Consider the following 19559-nt stretch of genomic DNA (forward strand, 5'->3'; position numbering starts at 1 on the left):
GAGCTAGCAGATTCTTCAAAGTTTTACACTTTAGAAAATCTGCTAGCTTTTTTAAATATCTTCTTTTTCTGGAATTGGGTAATGTTCGAATATCTGTCCACTTTCAATGGCATTACTTAAGTTTTCTAACCATTTACAATATTGCTTTGTGTGGTCTAATTGAGCTTGGATTTTATCGACTTCTGCTTTAGCATGTTCGTCTAAGTCAGCATTTTTTAATGTTTCGTCTAACAGTAATTGTGCCTTTTCGACCGCTTCTAAATTAGTATCAACTTCACGTTCCCACTTTTGTGTAAAGAAATTTCGGAAAAAATGGAAGAAGTTTTTTTCTGCAATGAAATGTTGTTTTCTGCTACCACGCGTAAATTGTTGTTTTACGATGTCGAATTCTTGTAATTTCTTGACACCAGCACTCATGCTAGGTTTGCTCATTTGTAAATGCTCACGCATCTCATCAAGCGTCATGCTTCCTTCGAAGACCATTGTGCCGTATAAATTGCCAACGCTACGATTCGTACCGTACAAATCCATCGTTTCACCGATTGAGTTAATCACAAGGTCTTTTGCTTCTTCAATTTTTTGATCATAATTCGTTGAACGTGCCATAGTGCACCTCCATTGTTACTTAGTAATTTTTCAAAAGAGAAATAAACGATGATGTTTATTTTTTCGATTCTAAATCATTATAAAGTGTTTGATGAAAAGTTTCAAAATCGCATATTCATTATTAGCACTTTTGATACTAAAATTTCAAGTTTATGTAAAAAATGTGCAGATATGTGTTGTTTGCAAGACTGTAAAAAGTGTGATAACCTAGTTTTGTAAAATTCGTTAAATAAAAATTTAACAAACTTAACGGAGGTCGTTTGATGGAACTTGTAGAGAAATTGTCTAATCGTCAATATATCGATGGTGAATGGGTAGAAAGTTCAAATAAAAATACAAGAGATATTATTAATCCTTATAACCAAGAAGTTATCTTTACGGTTGCAGAAGGTACTGCTGAAGATGCAGAAAGAGCAATACTTGCAGCACGTCGCGCATTTGAAGATGCCGAGTGGTCACTAGAAACAAGTGAAGTCAGAGGTAAAAAAGTAAAAGCAATTGCGGATAAAATAACAGAAAACCGTGATGAATTAGCCAAATTAGAAACTTTAGATACTGGTAAAACGTTAGAAGAATCATATGCGGATATGGATGATATAGCTAATGTATTTACTTACTTTGCAGGTTTAGCAGATAAAGATGGTGGTGAAATGATAAATTCACCAATTCCTAACACTGAGAGTAAAGTAGTTAAAGAACCTGTAGGTGTAGTTACTCAAATCACACCTTGGAACTATCCGTTACTTCAAGCTTCATGGAAGATCGCACCAGCTTTAGCAACAGGATGTTCACTCGTTATGAAACCAAGTGAAATTACGCCATTAACTACCATTCGTGTATTCGAATTAATGGAGAAAGTTGGCTTCCCTAAAGGCGTTATCAACTTAGTATTAAGTAGCGGTGAGGAAATTGGAGATACGTTATCAGGTCATGAAGAAGTAGACTTAGTTTCATTCACAGGCGGAATTGAAACAGGTAAACATATCATGAAGAATGCGGCCAATCATGTAACTAACATCGCTTTAGAACTTGGTGGAAAGAACCCTAATATCATTTTTGATGATGCTGACTTTGAAGTTGCAGTAGATCAAGCGTTAAATGGTGGTTACTTCCACGCAGGTCAAGTATGTTCGGCAGGTTCACGTATATTAGTACACAACGATATTAAAGCTGACTTTGAAAAGGCATTAATCGATCGTGTCGGCAAAATTAAACTTGGTAATGGTTTCGATGATGATACAGAAATGGGACCAGTGATTTCTACAGAACATCGCAATAAGATTGAAGGTTACATGGAAATTGCAAAAGAAGAAGGCGCTACAATCGCGATTGGTGGTAAACGTCCAGAACGAGAAGATTTACAAGCTGGTTTGTTCTTTGAACCAACAGTGATTACAGATTGTGATACTTCAATGCGTATCGTTCAAGAAGAAGTCTTTGGACCAGTTGTGACAATTGAAGGATTTGATAGTGAAGAAGAAGCAATTAAATTAGCTAATGATTCTATTTATGGTTTAGCCGGTGCAGTATTCACTAAAGATATCGGTAAAGCACAACGTGTAGCTAATAAATTAAAACTTGGTACAGTTTGGATTAATGATTTCCATCCATACTTTGCACAGGCACCTTGGGGTGGCTATAAACAATCAGGTATTGGACGTGAACTAGGTAAAGAAGGCTTGGAAGAGTACTTAACTAGTAAACACATCTTAACTAACACAAACCCAGAACCAGTCAACTTCTTTAGTAAATAACAAGTCCATGCTAGAACTTTAGAGTCGTTATATTGATTAACTATGCGACTCTATTTATTTGAGTTATAAAGTTGTACGTATCGAACTTAAAACATGAAATAAAAAGACATAATAATCAATTTAAGGGAGGACGAATTTATAATGAGTAAAAAGAATTCATATGATTACGTCATTATTGGTGGCGGTAGTGCAGGATCAGTATTAGGTAATCGTTTAACAGAAGATAAAGATAAAGAGGTATTAGTGTTAGAGGCAGGACGTAGTGACTATCCTTGGGATTTATTCATTCAAATGCCAGCAGCATTAATGTTCCCATCAGGTAATCGTTTTTACGATTGGATTTATCAAACGGAAGAAGAACCGCATATGGGACGTAAAGTAGACCATGCACGTGGTAAAGTGCTTGGTGGCTCTAGTTCAATTAATGGTATGATTTACCAAAGAGGGAATCCAATGGACTATGAAGGATGGGCTGAACCAGAAGGTATGGAATCATGGGACTACGCACATTGTTTACCATACTTTAAACGTCTAGAGAAAACATACGGTGCTACACCATTTGATCAATTCAGAGGACATCACGGTCCAATTAAATTAAAACGTGGACCTGCAACAAATCCTTTATTCAAATCATTCTTTGATGCCGGTGTAGAAGCAGGTTACCATAAAACAAAAGATGTGAACGGATATAGACAAGAAGGGTTTGGACCGTTTGATAGCCAAGTGCATAATGGTCGTCGTGTTTCAGCATCAAGAGCTTACTTACACCCAGCAATGAAACGTAAAAACTTAACTGTTAAGACTCGTGCATTTGTCACTAAAATTCATTTTGATGGTAACAAAGCAACAGGGGTAACATTTAAACGTAATGGTAGATATCATACTGTTGAGGCTGGTGAAGTTATCTTATCTGGTGGAGCGTTCAACACGCCTCAATTATTACAATTATCAGGCATTGGTGACGCAGAATTCTTGAAATCTAAAGGTATAGAACCACGTATGCATTTACCAGGTGTTGGTGAAAACTTCGAAGACCACTTAGAAGTATATATTCAACACGAATGTAAAGAGCCTGTGTCACTTCAACCTAGCTTAGATGTTAAACGTATGCCATGGATTGGTTTACAATGGATATTCGCGCGTAAAGGTGCAGCAGCATCAAATCACTTTGAAGGTGGTGCTTTCGTAAGATCAAATAATCAAGTTGCATACCCTAACTTAATGTTCCACTTCTTACCAATTGCTGTAAGATATGATGGACAAAAAGCACCAGTAGCACATGGTTACCAAGTTCACGTAGGTCCTATGTATTCCAATTCACGTGGTAGCTTGAAAATTAAATCAAAAGACCCGTTTGAAAAACCAAGTATTGTCTTTAATTACCTTTCAACTAAAGAAGACGAACAAGAGTGGGTAGAAGCTATTCGAGTAGCCAGAAATATATTAGCACAAAAAGCAATGGATCCATTTAATGGTGGTGAAATTTCACCAGGACCATCAGTACAAACAGACGAAGAAATCTTGGATTGGGTACGTAGAGATGGTGAAACAGCATTGCATCCATCTTGTAGTGCTAAAATGGGACCTGCCTCAGATCCAATGTCTGTTGTTGACCCATTAACAATGAAAGTTCACGGTATGGAAAATTTACGTGTTGTTGACGCTTCGGCTATGCCTCGTACAACAAACGGTAATATTCATGCACCAGTTTTAATGCTTGCTGAAAAAGCAGCAGATATCATCCGTGGTAAGAAACCATTGGAACCGCAATATGTAGATTATTATAAACATGGCGTAAGCGATGAAAACACTGGCGCAATGGAATTTGATCCATATTACCAACACTAATTATAAAATACTATATTAATAATCTAGAACCAGTATAATTAATAAATCAATGTTACTTTACAAATTTGCAGTAGCTGACTGAATTGAGAAGGCGTTTAAATTAAGCTTTTATTAGTTCTAGTTATCCCTGAAGGGGGAGTGGGACAATGAATTCAAAATGAATTCTGACTCACTCCCCCTTTTCTATTTAACTTTTGATTTTAAACATTCAGAACAATATCACGTTATTAAAACCTTCTTAGTCATCAAAGTTTGATATTATAGATAGAAAGAAGTGATTGAGAAGGGCGGATGAATACCTCTTGAATACTAATTATGAAATCACGTTTGACACTAAGAAGGATGATATAGCCTCTGATTATTTATCACTTAATTTAATTTTAAAAGGTAACGTCACATGTCAATGTGAAAATCAAAATAAGCACTATCATGTTGGAGATTTAATATTAATCAATAGCTATCAAAACTTTTTGATTTTAGAAGATTCAGATGTAATTTATATGTCGCTCCGACTGTCTAATAATTATTTTTCTCATTACATTGAAGATAAGAATATTTATTTTCATTTTGAATCGGTTCCTAAACAACAATCTAAATAATTAACGATAATCATTTTACAGAGGCGTATACAAGCATTTATCAAAGCTTGCATATGCTTCTTTTTTTCGGGAAAAGCAGACTATAAAATGGATGTAACATTGAATCATGTTTGGAACATATGAAACCGTGACACAACATTGTTAAAAGAGAAAAGCATATAATGAGGAAAAAGGAGTGGATATAATGATGAAAGAACTAGTAAAACGTCTACAAGAGAAAGAAGAAAAGATGATTGAAATTCGTAGACACTTACATGAACATCCAGAATTATCATTCCAAGAATCAGAAACACCTAAATATATTGCTGATTTCTATAAAGACAAAGATTGTGAAGTTAAAACAAATGTCGGTGAAAATGGTGTGAAAGTGACTATCGATAGCGGTAATCCTGGAAAAACAATTGCGATTAGAGCAGACTTTGATGCTTTACCAATCCAAGAAGATACTGGATTGTCATTTGCGTCTAAAAATGATGGTGTGATGCATGCATGTGGTCATGATGCGCATACCGCGTATATGTTAATATTAGCTGAAACGTTAATTGAAATGAAAGATCAATTTAATGGTAAAGTGATTGTTATTCACCAACCAGCTGAAGAAATGCCTCCAGGCGGTGCCAAAGGCATGATTGAAGATGGTGTGCTAGATGGAGTCGATCATGTTCTAGGTACACATGTAATGACAAATATGGAACCGGGTAAAGTGTTTTATCGTCCTGAAAATGTTCAAACAGGACGCTCATACTTTAAGTTAACGATACAAGGTGAAGGTGGTCATGGTTCATCACCTCATACAGCAAACGATGCGATTGTCGCTGGTGCTAACTTTGTTACTACTGCACAAACAATCGTTTCACGTCGCCTTAACCCGTTTGAAACAGGTGTTGTAACAATTGGCTCATTTGATGGTAAAGGTCAATTTAATGTCATTAAAGATAAAATCGAGCTTGAAGGTGATGTGCGTGCATTAACCGATGCTACACGTGATAAAATTGCTGACGAATTACAACAAATGGTCAAAGGTCTTGAAGCAACATTTGGTGTTAAATGTGACTTTGAGTTTAGTAAAGACTATCCGGCATTATATAATGACCCTGATTTTACAAATTATGTTGCAGAAACTATTAAAAAAGCTGATTTAGATGATGTAAAAGGGGTAGAAGAATGTGAAGCACAACCGCCATCAGAAGATTTCGCATTTTACGCTAAAACATTGCCAAGCACATTTATTTATTCAGGTGCTGCGCCTCAAGATGGAAAAGCGTATCCTCATCATCATCCTAAATTTAAAATTGATGAGAAAAGTATGTTAGTCGCAGCAGAAGCTGTGGGTGCAGTTGTGTTAGATTACTTAAATTCTAAATAAAAAATGCTTATCTCAACTTAGTCAACAAAACTTCAGAAATTGTTGGCTTTCCAGTACTAGTGTAAAGCTATGTATCATGATAGTATTAGCGTATATCTAAACACTGGGGTGAGATAATGAGTTTTTACGAATTTATGCAGGGATTTATTGGTGACCAAACCCCTTTAGGAGAACTTGCACATTGGATTAACCAAGATCAGTATTTTCCTAAGTATGAACGAATTTCTGATAACATACTTAGTTATTTTACGAAAATTACAACATTGGACCACGAATTTTTAGAAATCGTAAAGCGTTCTATCTCGCTTTATGAACTAAGCCAATTATAATAACAGAACGCATATAGATATACGAATTTAATAGTAGCTCAGTGCTAGTTTAGAAATGAAGGATAAGAATCATGATTTTAAATGATAGTTACAAAACTTATGTAGTAGAAGAAAAAAACGATAACACGATTTCAATAAAGAAAAATAATGATGAACATCAATATGATGTGTTAGAAGTGATTGATGATTTATCAAATGATTCTTTTTGTGTGTTAAATCATTTGTTTATTAATGAAGGTATGGAAGATGAATTCGAGAAGAAATTCTTAGAACGTCCTAAATACTTACAAAATGTTCCAGGATTTAAAGCTTTAAGATTTTTACGTCCACAAGTAGCAAGACGACACTATATTATTTTAACTTTATGGGAAGAACGTCAGGCATTTTATGATTGGCAGAATTCTAATGAATATAGTCAAACCCATAAACATAGAGGCACTGAACGTGGTGTTGATCGCAACATTGTTAATCGTGATTTATCTTATAATGTGCGTATTGAGCTATCTGGTTTAGAGTCAAAATTAGATTTAAGTCATATTTTCTAGTACAGATATAAAGATTAAGCCAATGTCATTGTTATCGACATATGTGCTTAATCTTTTTCAATTTCAAACCAAATTGTAAAAACGTTTACATAAATTATTTTGATTTCATCAGACTAAAGCGTTTGATAAGATAATAAATAAGGTCGAACTGAAAGGGAGTATAGTAATGGATAATTCAAGTTTATTAGCACCAGAGACTTACAATATTGTTTCAGAAATAGAGAAACATGCTTCTAATACATCGAAGAAAGCCCTAATTTATGAAAATGGGGTAGACGAACCAATTACAGTGACATATTCAGAATTAATTAAAAATGCCAATAAAGTGGGACATGTCTTATTAAATCACGGACTTAAAAAAGGTGATAAAGTATTAATCATGATGCCGAGAGCAATTATGACATATGAACTATATCTTGCTGCATTAAAACTGGGTATTGCGATTATTCCTAGTTCAGAAATGCTAAGAACTAAAGATTTACAATATCGAATTACACATGGTGAGATTAAAGCAGTAATTGCTAAATCTGATTTTATTGAAGAGTTCAAAGGCGTTAAAGAGTATGACGCATTAACGAAATTTATTATTGACGGACACGAAACGGACTGGATTAATATTGAAGATGAAAAAACATCACAAAGTGATACGTTAGATATTGAAAAAACTTCAAGAGACGATTTAGCCATCTTATCATATACATCTGGAACGACAGGAAATCCTAAGGCTGTTACACATTCTCATGGTTGGGGCTTTGCACACATGAAAATGGCGCCGGAACATTGGTTATGTATTAAAGAAGACGACTTAGTGTGGGCGACAGCTGCACCAGGTTGGCAAAAATGGGTATGGAGTCCGTTCTTATCAATTATGGGTTCAGGCGCAACAGCATTTGTTTATAATGGTAAATTCAACCCTTCTCGTTATCTTGAATTACTACAAGGCTTTGAAATCAATGTCTTATGTTGTACACCAACAGAATATCGTATGATGGCGAAATTAGACAATTTACAAGAATATAACTTAGAACACCTTCACAGTGCTGTATCAGCAGGAGAGCCATTAAACCGTGAAGTTGTAGAACAATTCCGTAGTAACTTTAATTTAACGGTGCGTGATGGTTATGGACAAACAGAGAGTACTTTATTAATCGGGTTCCTAAAAGACACTAAATCACGACCAGGTTCAATGGGTAAAGAAATCCCAGGTAGCCGTGTTACTATTGTTGATGATGAAGGACAACCGGTTGAAACAAATGTTAAAGGAAATATTGCTTTGCCACTTGATTTCCCTGGTTTGTTTAAAGGTTATTATAAAGATGAAGAACGTACGAAAGCAGCTCAAGCAGGTGACTATTACATTACTGGAGACTTAGCGCATATAGATGAAGATGGCTATTTCTGGTTTGAAGGTCGACGAGATGATATTATCATCAGTTCAGGCTATACAATTGGACCGTTTGAAGTTGAAGATGCCTTAACAAATCACCCGGTCGTTAAAGAATGTGCTGTTGTAGCAAGTCCTCATGAAATTCGAGGCAACATTGTTAAAGCATTCGTTATTTTACAAGATAATTATCAAGGTAATGATGACCTTGTTAAAGAATTACAAACTTTTGCGAAGAATGAAGTAGCACCATATAAATACCCACGTGCAATTGAATTTGTAGACTCATTACCTAAAACAAATTCAGGTAAAATCCGTCGTGTTGAATTACGCGATGCTGAACGTGAGAAATATAATAAAGAAAATGGATTTAAATAATATCGATTTCAATGTATAAAAGACACCTCGTTAAATGCTTTGGTCATCTAACGAGGTGTTATTTTTGTGTATCAGTTTGTATTTGATTGAGTAATCGATACCAATTGATGAAGCATATTATCTTGCAGTATATCCACCGTCTACAGTTAATGTCGCACCTGTAATAAATCGAGTTTCATCACTTGCTAAGAATAATACTGCATTGGCAACGTCTACAGGTTCACCTAAATAGCCAATAGGATGGTGTTCAGACATTTTAGCAGTATAAGCCTCTAAACCACCTTCTGTTCTACATCGAGTTTTTTCACTAAAGGTGTTAATAATGTACCTGGATGTACATAGTTAACACGAATGTGATTTTTACCCAAGCTGATGGCATCTTGTCGTGTCATATTTGTAACATCACCTTTAGCAGCTGCGTATGGTGTGAGTTCATCTGTACCGACTAAACCTAAGATAGATGAGAAGTTGACGATTGAACCGCCACCGTTTTCACGTAAGAGTGTTACAGCATGTTTAGTACAGAAGAATACGCCTTTTACATCGACTGCAAATACTTGATCCCATTCTTCTTCAGTGAGTTGGTCTGTCGTTTTACCTGCACCAGTTATACCCGCACAATTAATGAGTATGTCTAATTTACCAATATCACGCTTAATATGTGTAAATGTTTCATCAACACTAGCTTCTTTAGAAACGTCTAAAACATAACCATATACCTTTTGATTAGTTTCTTTAGAAAGTGTGTCAACCCGCTTGATTGACTACATCTTCTTTAAGGTCTGAAATGGTAACTGTTGCACCCTCTTCAACAAAACGCTTAGCAGTTTCGAAGCCCATGCCATCACCTGAATCAGTAATTAAAGCTACTTTGTTTTCTAGTCTCATAATAATCCTCTTTTCAAAAATAGTCTCATCACAATTTGATGGTATCATCGGAAATATATAATGTATAATGCATAATAATTATATTTTTATAACTTAAAGTTATGGTTTGAGGTGTAGCGTTTGGAGATTATAAAGCTCAAATATTTTAAAGTGGTAGCTAATATGAATAATATTACAGAGGCAGCAAAGCGACTGAATATTTCTCAACCAGCACTTAGTAAGGCGATTACATCAATTGAAGATGAGTTTGGTGTGGCATTATTTGACCGGAAAGATAGACATATCTACTTAAACCGATAGGGTGAATTAATGCTGAATTATATCGATAGTGCATTTAGGGAGTTAAATGAAGGTGAACGTATAATCAAAGAATTAACAGGTGTCGAAAGTGGTCAAGTTACTTTTGCAGTAACATTTCCATATGTCATGCCATTACTCATTCAAAATTACGTGTCACGACATCCCAATATTAAAATTAAGCAATATCAAGCAATATCTGAACGGGCACCTCATTTGATTTTAAATAACGAAGTAGATTTTGCTATATCATCTTTTAAAATTGAACATCGCGATATTAGTTGGGAACCTATCATACAAGATGATATTTATTTAACTGTTAGTAAAGAACATCCTCTCTCTCAATGTACTTCTCTTGAATTAACACAAATTAAAGATGAACGATTGATAGGTCAAATTGAAGGTTATGGTTTTCGAGATACGATAGATCACATTTTAAAACAAGAAGGGATTGTTCCTAATTATCAAGTAGAGGTTGAGGATTCGAGCGCTATCTTAAAACTAGTACCTATGAATATAGGCATCTCATTCACACCTAAACAAGCCTTAAGAAATTTGGATAAGCAAATTGTAGCAATACCTATTAACAATGAACATTGTTATAGGGAGATTGGTTTAGCTTATAAAAAATCTCATTACTTTACAGAAGTAGCGTGGTCATTTAAGACATTTGCGACTAATTATTTTCAAAATCATATCACTTAAACTGAATAATATATAAATAGTATGACACAATTAAAGCGTGCAAAACAGACTTTTAGTTATTCTTATAAGGCCGTTTTATGCTTTAATTGTGTCTTTTTTATAAATATTGAAACTAAATGTGATGTTTTTAATTGTATTTATTTCGATTTTATGACATACTCAATGATAATTAGTATGACATAATAATTAATTGAGGTGACATTATAATGACGAAATATATTTATGCTTTTGATGAAGGACAAAAATCGATGAAAGATTTACTTGGAGGTAAAGGTGCTAACCTATCTGAAATGAAACGTTTAGGTTTACCTGTGCCAGACGGTTTTACAATAACAACTGCCGCTTGTATTGAATACTTAAGACAAGGCAAATCATTATCAACTGATGTAAAAACACAATTAATTGATCATCTTGTTGACTTTTCAGAGAGAACTGGGAAAGCATTCTCATCAGATGCTAACTTATTACTTGTATCTGTACGAAGCGGTGCAAAAATATCGATGCCTGGTATGATGGATACAATTCTTAACTTGGGATTAAATGACGATAACGTAAAGAAACTTGCAGATAAAACAGGTGATGCTCGCTTTGCATATGACTGTTACCGTCGCTTACTACAAATGTTCGGTGAAGTGGTATACAACGTTCCGATGCAAGCATTTGATACATATTTTGAAGATTATAAACAACGTCACAACTTTGAAAATGACGCTGCAATTACAGCTGAAGGTTTACAAGAAATTTGTGAACGTTTCAAAGACATTTATATGGAAGAAGTTTATAAACCGTTCCCTCAAGAACCTTTGAAACAATTAGAAGAAGCAATCGAAGCGGTCTTTAAGTCTTGGGATAATGACCGTGCACGAATTTATCGTGATTTAAATGATATTCCACATGACATAGGTACTGCTGTTAATATCCAAGAAATGGTATTTGGTAATAGTGGTAATAATAGTGGAACAGGTGTTGCATTTACTCGTAATCCTGTGAGCGGAGAAAATAAATTATTTGGTGAATATTTATTAAATGCACAGGGTGAAGATGTCGTAGCTGGTATTCGTACACCAAAAGACATTTCAACTTTACACGATCAAATGCCTGACGTACATCGAGAATTTGTTGAAGTAACGAAACAACTTGAACAGCATTATAAAGATATGCAAGATATTGAATTTACAATTGAAAATGGAAAGTTATACTTATTACAAACTCGTAATGGTAAACGTACGGCACGTGCAGCAATTAAAATAGCAGTAGATTTAGTAGATGAAGGTGTCATTAAAAAAGAAGAAGCGATGTCAAATGTTGATGTGAAATCAATCGACCAATTATTACATCCTAATTTTGATGAAAAAGCATTAAAACAAGCAACTGAAATTTCAAAAATAGGTTTACCTGCAAGTCCAGGGGCAGCTACAGGGCAAATTGTATTTTCAGCTGAAGATGCTAAGGCACAAGTTGATGCAGGTAAGAAAGTTATCTTAATGCGTCCGGAAACGTCTCCTGAAGATATAGAAGGTATGATTGCGAGTGAAGCAATCGTAACAACACACGGAGGTATGACATCTCACGCAGCAGTTGTAGCTCGTGGTATGGGTAAATGTTGTGTGACAGGTTGTTCGGATTTAGAAATCAATACTGTAGCAAAGACAGTTTGCTATGATGGTGGGGAACTTCATGAAGGCGATACAATTTCAGTTGATGGTACTAAAGGTGACATCTACATAGGTGAGATTGAAACAGTCAGTGCTGAACACAGTGAAGAGTTCACTCAATTTATGGAATGGTCAGAGGATATTGCACGCTTGAATGTTCGAATGAACGCAGAGACGCCTCAAGATATTAAAGCGGGTTATGACTTTGGTTCTAAAGGTATTGGTTTAGTTCGTACGGAGCATATGTTCTTCGGAGCGGAACGTTTAGTTGAAATGCGACGATTTATTCTTTCATCTTCATATGAACAACGAGTAGAAGCTTTGAATAATATTCGTAAGTATCAAGTAGAAGACTTTGAAGCAATATTCCGATTATCTGGAGAGCGTCCTACAATTGTCCGTTTGCTTGATCCACCTTTACATGAGTTTTTACCTAATTCTGATGAAGATGTTGAAAATGTAGCACGACAACTCAACATTCCTAAAGAAGTATTGAATAAACGCATTGTAGATCTTCATGAAGTGAATCCAATGCTAGGACATCGTGGTTGTAGACTTGCAATCACATACCCTGAGTTATATGAAATGCAAGTTGAAGCGATTATGGGAAGCGTATTAAAACTTAAAAAAGAGGGTATAACATGTAAACCTGAAATTATGATTCCGCTAGTATCAACTGTGGAAGAATTCACAACGCTTAAAGAGAAATTGGTTAAAACCATTGAACAATTAGAGGATGAACAAGGTGACAGCGTACCATATTTAATTGGTACAATGATTGAAACACCGCGCGCATGTTTAGTAGCAGATGAATTAGCAAAACATTGTGATTTCTTTAGTTTCGGTACAAATGATTTAACGCAATTGACATTTGGTTTCTCAAGAGATGATGCAGGTAAATTTATAAATGTGTATACTGAAAGTAATATATTGAAGCTTGACCCATTCCAAACGTTAGATAGAGACGGTGTCGGAAAATTAATCGAAATTGCAGTTGAACAAGCTAAAAAAGTAAATCCGAAAATCAAAATCGGTGTATGTGGTGAATTAGGTGGAGATGCTAAGTCTATTCGTCGTTTCAATCAATTAGCGATAGACTATGTTTCATGCTCACCATTCCGAGTTCCAGGTGCAATTTTAGCAACAGCTCAGAGTCAAGCGGAGGAAAGCGAGCAGTAAAGTGAACGAAACTCAATCAAATGAACAAATTCTAAAGTTATTTATCGTATCAGATTCCATTGGCGAAACAGCACAACGAATGATTCATGCAACATTAACACAATTCCCTGATTTGCATAATGTTGAAATTAAGAAATTTCCATATATTAAAGATGAAGAGGAATTCTTAAATATTTTAAATTTAGCACGTGAACAACATGCGATTGTAGCGACGACGTTAGTAAGTGAATCCTTTAATGCATTGGGACATCAATTTGCACATGAACATGATATTCCTTATGTTGACTACATGTCTGATTTAATCAGCATTATTAAGAAGATAACACACAGTCAACCGCTTATGGAGAGCGGTGCGTTACGTAAATTAAATGATGAATATTTCAAGCGTATTGAAGCGATTGAATACTCTGTTAAATACGATGATGGTAAACATTTTACTGATATAGGTGAAGCGGATGCATTAATTGTTGGTGTGTCACGAACATCTAAAACACCATTAAGTATGTATTTAGCTAACAAAGGTTATAAAATAGCTAATATTCCATTGGTACCTGAAATTGAAATTCCTGATAATGTTTATAAACAAAAAGGGTTAAAAGTATTTGGATTAACTGCGAGTCCACAGTATATTGCAAACATACGAAAGAATCGTGCGGAAACGTTAGGTTTATCTAGTGAATCACGATACAATAACTTGGATCGTATTAAGAAAGAACTTGTATATGCTGAGGAAGTCTTTAAGAAATTAAATGCGACTGTTATCAATACGGAATATAAATCGATTGAAGAGTCAGCATTCTATATTGAGAAATTTTTACAACCTAAATTGTAATTGCAAGAATAAAGAAGTATTTGGTTACAGTTTTATAAGGTTAAAATGAGATGAATTTAAACACTTAGTTGCATATCTGTAACTAGGTGTTTTCTTATAAAAAATAGGTAGCGTTGATGCGTTCATTTTCATATAAAAAAATAATTTTAATTAAGTTTCGCAATTTACAATTTACCATATTTGTTTTAACATAGAAATGAAAGGCTTAACAATCTTTATATAAAAAGATATTACTTTATATTAGGGAGAAAGAGTAGTAAGTAATAGCTTTTTAGTTGTTAACTAATAAATTTGGAGAGGTGTACAACCATGGCAGAATCAAAAGACGTCATTTTAATTGGTGCGGGTGTCTTAAGTACAACATTTGGTTCTATGTTAAATGAGCTTGAGCCTAATTGGAATATCAAGCTTTATGAACGTATGGATCGACCAGGTCTTGAAAGTTCTAATGAACGCCACAACGCTGGTACTGGTCATGCTGCACTTTGTGAATTGAACTACACTGTTCAACAACCTGATGGTTCAATTGACATTGATAAAGCAAAAGAAATCAACGAAGAATTTGAAATTTCAAAACAGTTCTGGGGTCACTTAGTGAAAGCAGGACATATTGAGAATCCAAGAGAATTTATTAATCCTCTTCCACACATTAGTTTTGTTAGAGGCGTTAACAATAAAGAATTCTTGAAGAAACGTTATGAAGCAATGAAACAATCACCAATGTTCGATAACATCGAATATACTGAAGACATTGAAGTAATGAGAAAATGGATTCCATTAATGATGCAAGGTCGCGTTGATGACGGCAAAATGGCTGCTAGTAAAATCGACGAAGGTACAGACGTTAACTTTGGTGAATTAACACGTAAAATGGCACGTCACTTAGATTTAGACGAGCATGTTGAAGTTAAATATAGTCACCAAGTACTTGATTTTGAACGTTTATCAAATGGTAAATGGCAAGTTAAAATCAAAGATCTTAAAACTGGTAGCGTATTTGAAGAAGTTACTGACTATGTATTCATTGGTGCAGGTGGTGCTGCAATTCCATTACTACAAAAAACAGGCATCCCTGAAAGTAAACATTTAGGTGGATTCCCTATTACTGGTCAATTCTTAGCATGTACAAATCCACAAGTAATTGAAGCACATGATGCGAAAGTATATGGTAAAGAACCACCAGGTACACCACCAATGACAGTACCTCACCTTGATGCTCGTTATATCGAAGGTAAACGTACGTTATTATTTGGACCATTTGCAAACGTTGGACCTAAATTCCTTAAAAATGGCTCAAACTTAGATTTATTCAAATCTATCAAACCTTATAACATTACAACGATGTTAGCTGCTGCAGTTAAAAACTTACCATTGATTAAATATTCATTTGATCAAATTATCATGACTAAAGAGGGTTGTATGAACCATTTACGTACATTCTACCCTGAAGCTCGTGATGAAGATTGGGAATTATACACAGCAGGTAAACGTGTACAAGTAATTAAAGATACTGAAAAAGAAGGTAAAGGATTTATCCAATTCGGTACAGAAGTGGTTAACTCTGAAGATCATTCAGTGATTGCTTTACTTGGTGAATCACCAGGGGCATCAACTTCAGTATCAGTAGCTTTAGAAGTTCTTGAGAAAAACTTCCCAGAACAAATCGGCCAATGGAATGCTAAAATTAAAGAAATGATTCCATCATACGGTCAATCATTAATTGAAGATGTTGAATTAATGAGAAAAATACGTCGTCAAACGTCTAAAGATCTTGAATTAGGATACTATGAAGACGCTAAATAAGATGTGTTAATAATAAGTAAGAGTCGCTTGAGAGTTTATAGCTCAAGCGACTCTTTTTTAACTTTCTATAGGTATAAAGAAGTTGGCGTATTTATAATGATAAACAATCTTTGAATAATCAAAAGGTAGTCCTTTATTAGTGTAAAAGGTTAAATCATGACGCATACAAGGATCATTTGGATTGAGATCCAATTGTGGTGCTTCACGTTCAGTAAGAAAATCAATATAGAAATAGATATCAGAAAAACCGATATTAATCTTAAGCTGTGCTTGAAGATAGTCGAATATTGAATGTTCTGCACTGTCATGATCAAGGTGCGTAACTAATGTTTTATTGAAGTAAGATGTTTCAATACATAAAGGGTTATGATCTAAATAGCGAATACGTTCGACATAATAAACTTCTTCATCTTGTTCCGTTAAACGTAAGTGCGCTCTTACTTCATCATTAGGTTTTATCGTTTCAAACGTTAAAACTTTACTTGTGATTTGATGGCCTTGCAGATTATCTGAGAAACCCTTTGTTTTCAAAAGGTTGATATACCCTGATTTATTTTTATTTCGTACATAAATTCCACTGCCTCTTGTTTGGAAAATCATACCATCTCTTTGGAGTATCGCTAATGCTTTAATGATGGTACTTTTGCTAACCTCATATCGTGCTTTTAATTGTTCGACACTTGGAAGTTTATCACCAACATTATATTCATCATTTGCAATGGCACTTGTAATATCTTGAGCAATTCGTTCGTACTTTAACATCATTTGACTCCCTTAATGCGTAATTTATTTTTATTATAACAAATGTAAAACACTATTAGTAAATTGTACCGGTATAATTACAATAGATTTTGAAAAGGCTTTCGTATTGTTGTTAATGATAAGATTATGAAAGTAGTTAAAAAGTAAAACACTAATGAAAAAATTATAAAGGAGTTTTGGAACATGTCTAAATTACCTAATGATTTCTTATGGGGTGGCGCTTTAGCGGCTAATCAATTCGAAGGTGGCTATGACCAAGGTGGAAAAGGACTAAGTGTCATTGATGTTATGACAGCTGGGGCACACGGTAAAGCACATGAAATTACGCAAGATGTAGAACCTGACAAATATTATCCAAATCATGTTGGCATTGATTTCTACAATCGTTATAAAGAAGATGTGAAAATGTTTAGTGACATGGGTTTAAAATGCTTAAGAACATCAATTGCTTGGACTCGAATTTTTCCAAAAGGTGACGAAGTTGAACCCAATGAGGAAGGTTTACAATTCTATGATGACTTATTTGATGAGTTATTAAAATATAACATTCAACCTGTTATCACACTTTCACATTTTGAAATGCCGTTACACTTAGCTCGTGAATATGGTGGTTTCAGAAATCGTAAAGTGGCAGATTTCTTTGCACATTTTGCAGAAACAGTATTTAACCGTTATAAAGATAAAGTGAAATATTGGATGACATTTAACGAAATTAATAACCAAATGGACATTAATAATCCAATCTTCTTATGGACAAACTCAGGTGTATCATTAAAAGAGGACGATAATAAAGAAGAGGTATTGTACCAAGTAGCACATAATGAATTAATCGCTAGTGCTAAAGCAGTTAAGATTGGTAAAGAAATCAATCCTGAGTTCGAAATTGGTGCGATGATTTCACATGTTCCAATCTACCCATATAGTTGTAATCCAAATGATATTATGGAAGCAGAAGTGGCTAGTCGTATGCGTTTCTTCTTCCCTGATGTTCATGCGCGTGGTTATTACCCAGGTTATGCAACGAAGATGTTTGAACGTGAAGGTTTCGACATTGGTTGGCAAGAGGGTGATGATGAAATTTTACGTGATGGCAAAGTGGATTACATTGGATTTAGCTACTATATGTCAACTGTCGTAAAACATGATAATGAAGCAAGTGTCGAAGATAATATCGTTAATGGTGGTTTACCTAATTCAGTAGATAACCCTTATATTAAGAAGAGTGATTGGGGTTGGGCAATCGATCCAGTAGGGTTACGTTATACATTAAATGCCTTATATAATCGCTATCAAATTCCATTGTTTATTGTTGAAAATGGCTTTGGTGCCGTGGATGAGTTTGATGAAAATGGACAAATCCATGATGATTATCGTGTAGATTATTTACGTGAACATATCAAAGCAGCTATTGATGCAGTTGACAAAGATGGTGTTGATTTAACGGGCTACACACCATGGGGTATTATTGATATCGTGTCATTTACAACAGGTGAAATGAAAAAACGTTATGGCTTAATTCACGTAGATCGTGATAATGAAGGAAATGGCTCACTAGAACGTACAAAGAAAGACTCATTTGACTGGTATCGTAATGTGATTGAGTCAAACGGTGAAGAACTGTAACTTTTGAAATTGTTAGGAATAATAGAATACAACATAAGCTTTCAATCATTTTCAAAGCGTAGCTAACTTGCTTTGGATTGGTTGAAAGCTTTTTTAATGAGAATGCGAATTAGTTTATGAACTATACAAGAGTGGTTAAGATGAGGGTATCAAATGAAAAGGAGATTACTTATGACAAAAGATATATTTAGTAATCAATATTGGGAGAAAGCGTGGGAAGATGACCCTAATACTCAGGATAAAAGGATGAAACGTGCAGGTTTAGGTGATCCATCGACACCAGGTTTTGAAAAGTGGGCAGAAAACTTTAATAAAAATTCTTTTACTGAAGAAAGCCAGCACCGTACGAAACGGATTATGAATTGGATTGAGCAACAAACAGGTCGATTTAGTAATTTAAGTGTATTAGATGTAGGGGCTGCGTCAGGAGTGTTTAGTGTCCCGTTTGCTAAAGAAGGTGCTAAAGTTACAGCGTTGGAACCATCGCCAATTTTACATGACATGTTAAAAGATAATGCAAATCATTACGGTGTAACACTTAAAACATTAAATCAATCGTTTGAAGATGCTCAACTAGAAGAATTAGGGCAGCATGATTTAGTTTTTGCGTCAATGTGTCCAGCAGTGACTACGTGGGAAGCGGTTAGCAAGGCAATCGATATTGCACAGAAATTTGTTTATGTCAGTTTAATTGCAGGACCTAAGGAAAACTCAATTGTCGATGAAGTCGTGGCATTTTTAGACGAAGAAAGTCAACCTATGACGGCGGATATGTATTATTTATTACAGTTGTTATACTTTAATGATTATACTTATGAAACATTAATCGAACGCCATACGCAACATAATGACAAACCAATTGAAGATGTGATGCAACAATTGCCACAATGGTTAAAAGAAGTAGAAGTAGAACTAGATGAACAGCAACTTGCAAGCGTAGAACACTATTTACGAGATAAATATGGCGATACCATACCTGTTATCACTGGGGGGTAAATTTGGTAAA

At 34.8% G+C, this 19559-nt stretch carries 18 protein-coding genes; 13 read left to right on the forward strand and 5 right to left on the reverse strand.

All coding sequences use genetic code 11. The annotated features are described in order from the left end of the window. Positions 1-51: 51 nt before the first annotated feature. Entirely contained in the window at positions 52-606 is a 555-nt protein-coding gene (locus HMPREF2715_RS07500) for a choline uptake/conversion transcriptional regulator CudC (RefSeq protein WP_037551526.1), read from the reverse strand. Positions 607-869: 263 nt separating this feature from the next. Here HMPREF2715_RS07500 and betB point away from each other — a divergent pair, with 263 nt between their 5' ends. The 6 genes from betB to mbcS all read left to right on the forward strand — a co-directional run bounded on the left by betB (position 870) and on the right by mbcS (position 8809). Then, complete coding sequence (betB, locus tag HMPREF2715_RS07505) at positions 870-2360, forward strand: betaine-aldehyde dehydrogenase (protein ID WP_070580998.1); 1491 nt, start codon at positions 870-872, stop codon at positions 2358-2360. 141 nt (positions 2361-2501) lie between these two features. Then, on the forward strand, positions 2502-4208 hold the full coding sequence (betA, locus tag HMPREF2715_RS07510) for a choline dehydrogenase (RefSeq protein WP_070580996.1): 1707 nt from the start codon (positions 2502-2504) through the stop codon (positions 4206-4208). A 783-nt stretch (positions 4209-4991) separates the two neighbouring features. After that, entirely contained in the window at positions 4992-6173 is a 1182-nt protein-coding gene (locus tag HMPREF2715_RS07520; RefSeq protein WP_070485287.1) for an amidohydrolase, read from the forward strand. 116 nt (positions 6174-6289) lie between these two features. Beyond that, on the forward strand, positions 6290-6502 hold the full coding sequence (locus HMPREF2715_RS07525; RefSeq protein WP_070485289.1) for a YozE family protein: 213 nt from the start codon (positions 6290-6292) through the stop codon (positions 6500-6502). Between the two features lie 71 nt (positions 6503-6573). Then, entirely contained in the window at positions 6574-7047 is a 474-nt protein-coding gene (locus tag HMPREF2715_RS07530) for an antibiotic biosynthesis monooxygenase family protein (RefSeq protein WP_070580993.1), read from the forward strand. Positions 7048-7213: 166 nt separating this feature from the next. Further along, a complete protein-coding gene (gene mbcS, locus HMPREF2715_RS07535) occupies positions 7214-8809 on the forward strand; it encodes an acyl-CoA synthetase MbcS (protein ID WP_037551533.1) in 1596 nt (531 codons plus the stop codon). Positions 8810-8926: 117 nt separating this feature from the next. Here the strand turns inward: mbcS and HMPREF2715_RS12150 are convergent, their stop codons facing one another. Genes HMPREF2715_RS12150 through HMPREF2715_RS12160 form a run of 3 tightly spaced genes read right to left on the reverse strand, consistent with a single transcriptional unit; the run spans position 8927 to position 9697 of the window. Next, the gene (locus HMPREF2715_RS12150; protein ID WP_368668581.1) at positions 8927-9133 is read right to left on the reverse strand and encodes an SDR family oxidoreductase; all 207 of its coding nucleotides are present in this window, start codon (positions 9131-9133) and stop codon (positions 8927-8929) included. Further along, the gene (locus HMPREF2715_RS12155) at positions 9082-9570 is read right to left on the reverse strand and encodes an SDR family NAD(P)-dependent oxidoreductase (RefSeq protein WP_218117715.1); all 489 of its coding nucleotides are present in this window, start codon (positions 9568-9570) and stop codon (positions 9082-9084) included. The genes HMPREF2715_RS12150 and HMPREF2715_RS12155 overlap by 52 nt, the downstream gene beginning before the upstream one ends. After that, on the reverse strand, positions 9557-9697 hold the full coding sequence (locus HMPREF2715_RS12160) for a hypothetical protein (protein WP_218085300.1): 141 nt from the start codon (positions 9695-9697) through the stop codon (positions 9557-9559). Before HMPREF2715_RS12160 ends, HMPREF2715_RS12155 begins: the two co-directional genes overlap by 14 nt. A 120-nt stretch (positions 9698-9817) precedes the next feature. Here HMPREF2715_RS12160 and HMPREF2715_RS11690 point away from each other — a divergent pair, with 120 nt between their 5' ends. From HMPREF2715_RS11690 to lqo, 5 genes are all read left to right on the forward strand, one after another. After that, positions 9818-9997: a helix-turn-helix domain-containing protein gene (locus HMPREF2715_RS11690; protein ID WP_070440913.1), complete on the forward strand. Its 180-nt coding sequence runs from the start codon at positions 9818-9820 to the stop codon at positions 9995-9997. Positions 9998-10006: 9 nt separating this feature from the next. After that, complete coding sequence (locus HMPREF2715_RS07545) at positions 10007-10699, forward strand: LysR family transcriptional regulator substrate-binding protein (protein WP_070580991.1); 693 nt, start codon at positions 10007-10009, stop codon at positions 10697-10699. Positions 10700-10905: 206 nt separating this feature from the next. Beyond that, positions 10906-13533, forward strand: a complete 2628-nt coding sequence (ppdK, locus tag HMPREF2715_RS07550) for a pyruvate, phosphate dikinase (protein WP_070632631.1) — start codon at positions 10906-10908, stop codon at positions 13531-13533. Position 13534: 1 nt separating this feature from the next. Further along, positions 13535-14365: a pyruvate, water dikinase regulatory protein gene (locus HMPREF2715_RS07555; RefSeq protein ID WP_037551536.1), complete on the forward strand. Its 831-nt coding sequence runs from the start codon at positions 13535-13537 to the stop codon at positions 14363-14365. A 309-nt stretch (positions 14366-14674) separates the two neighbouring features. Then, positions 14675-16168, forward strand: a complete 1494-nt coding sequence (lqo, locus tag HMPREF2715_RS07560; RefSeq protein WP_070839750.1) for an L-lactate dehydrogenase (quinone) — start codon at positions 14675-14677, stop codon at positions 16166-16168. 57 nt (positions 16169-16225) lie between these two features. On the opposite strand, the gene HMPREF2715_RS07565 is transcribed toward lqo, so the two are convergent. After that, entirely contained in the window at positions 16226-16930 is a 705-nt protein-coding gene (locus tag HMPREF2715_RS07565) for a GntR family transcriptional regulator (RefSeq protein WP_048668171.1), read from the reverse strand. A gap of 183 nt (positions 16931-17113) precedes the next feature. Between HMPREF2715_RS07565 and HMPREF2715_RS07570 the strand changes: the two genes are divergently transcribed. Together HMPREF2715_RS07570 and HMPREF2715_RS07575 are read left to right on the forward strand one after the other, a co-directional pair. Further along, complete coding sequence (locus tag HMPREF2715_RS07570) at positions 17114-18553, forward strand: 6-phospho-beta-glucosidase (protein ID WP_070839754.1); 1440 nt, start codon at positions 17114-17116, stop codon at positions 18551-18553. Between the two features lie 171 nt (positions 18554-18724). Continuing rightward, positions 18725-19549, forward strand: a complete 825-nt coding sequence (locus tag HMPREF2715_RS07575; RefSeq protein ID WP_141749008.1) for a class I SAM-dependent methyltransferase — start codon at positions 18725-18727, stop codon at positions 19547-19549. The last annotated feature ends 10 nt before the right edge of the window (positions 19550-19559 follow it).

Origin of the sequence: Staphylococcus sp. HMSC062A01 (assembly GCF_001836805.1) — a bacterium.
In the GTDB taxonomy this organism is placed as follows: domain Bacteria; phylum Bacillota; class Bacilli; order Staphylococcales; family Staphylococcaceae; genus Staphylococcus; species Staphylococcus haemolyticus.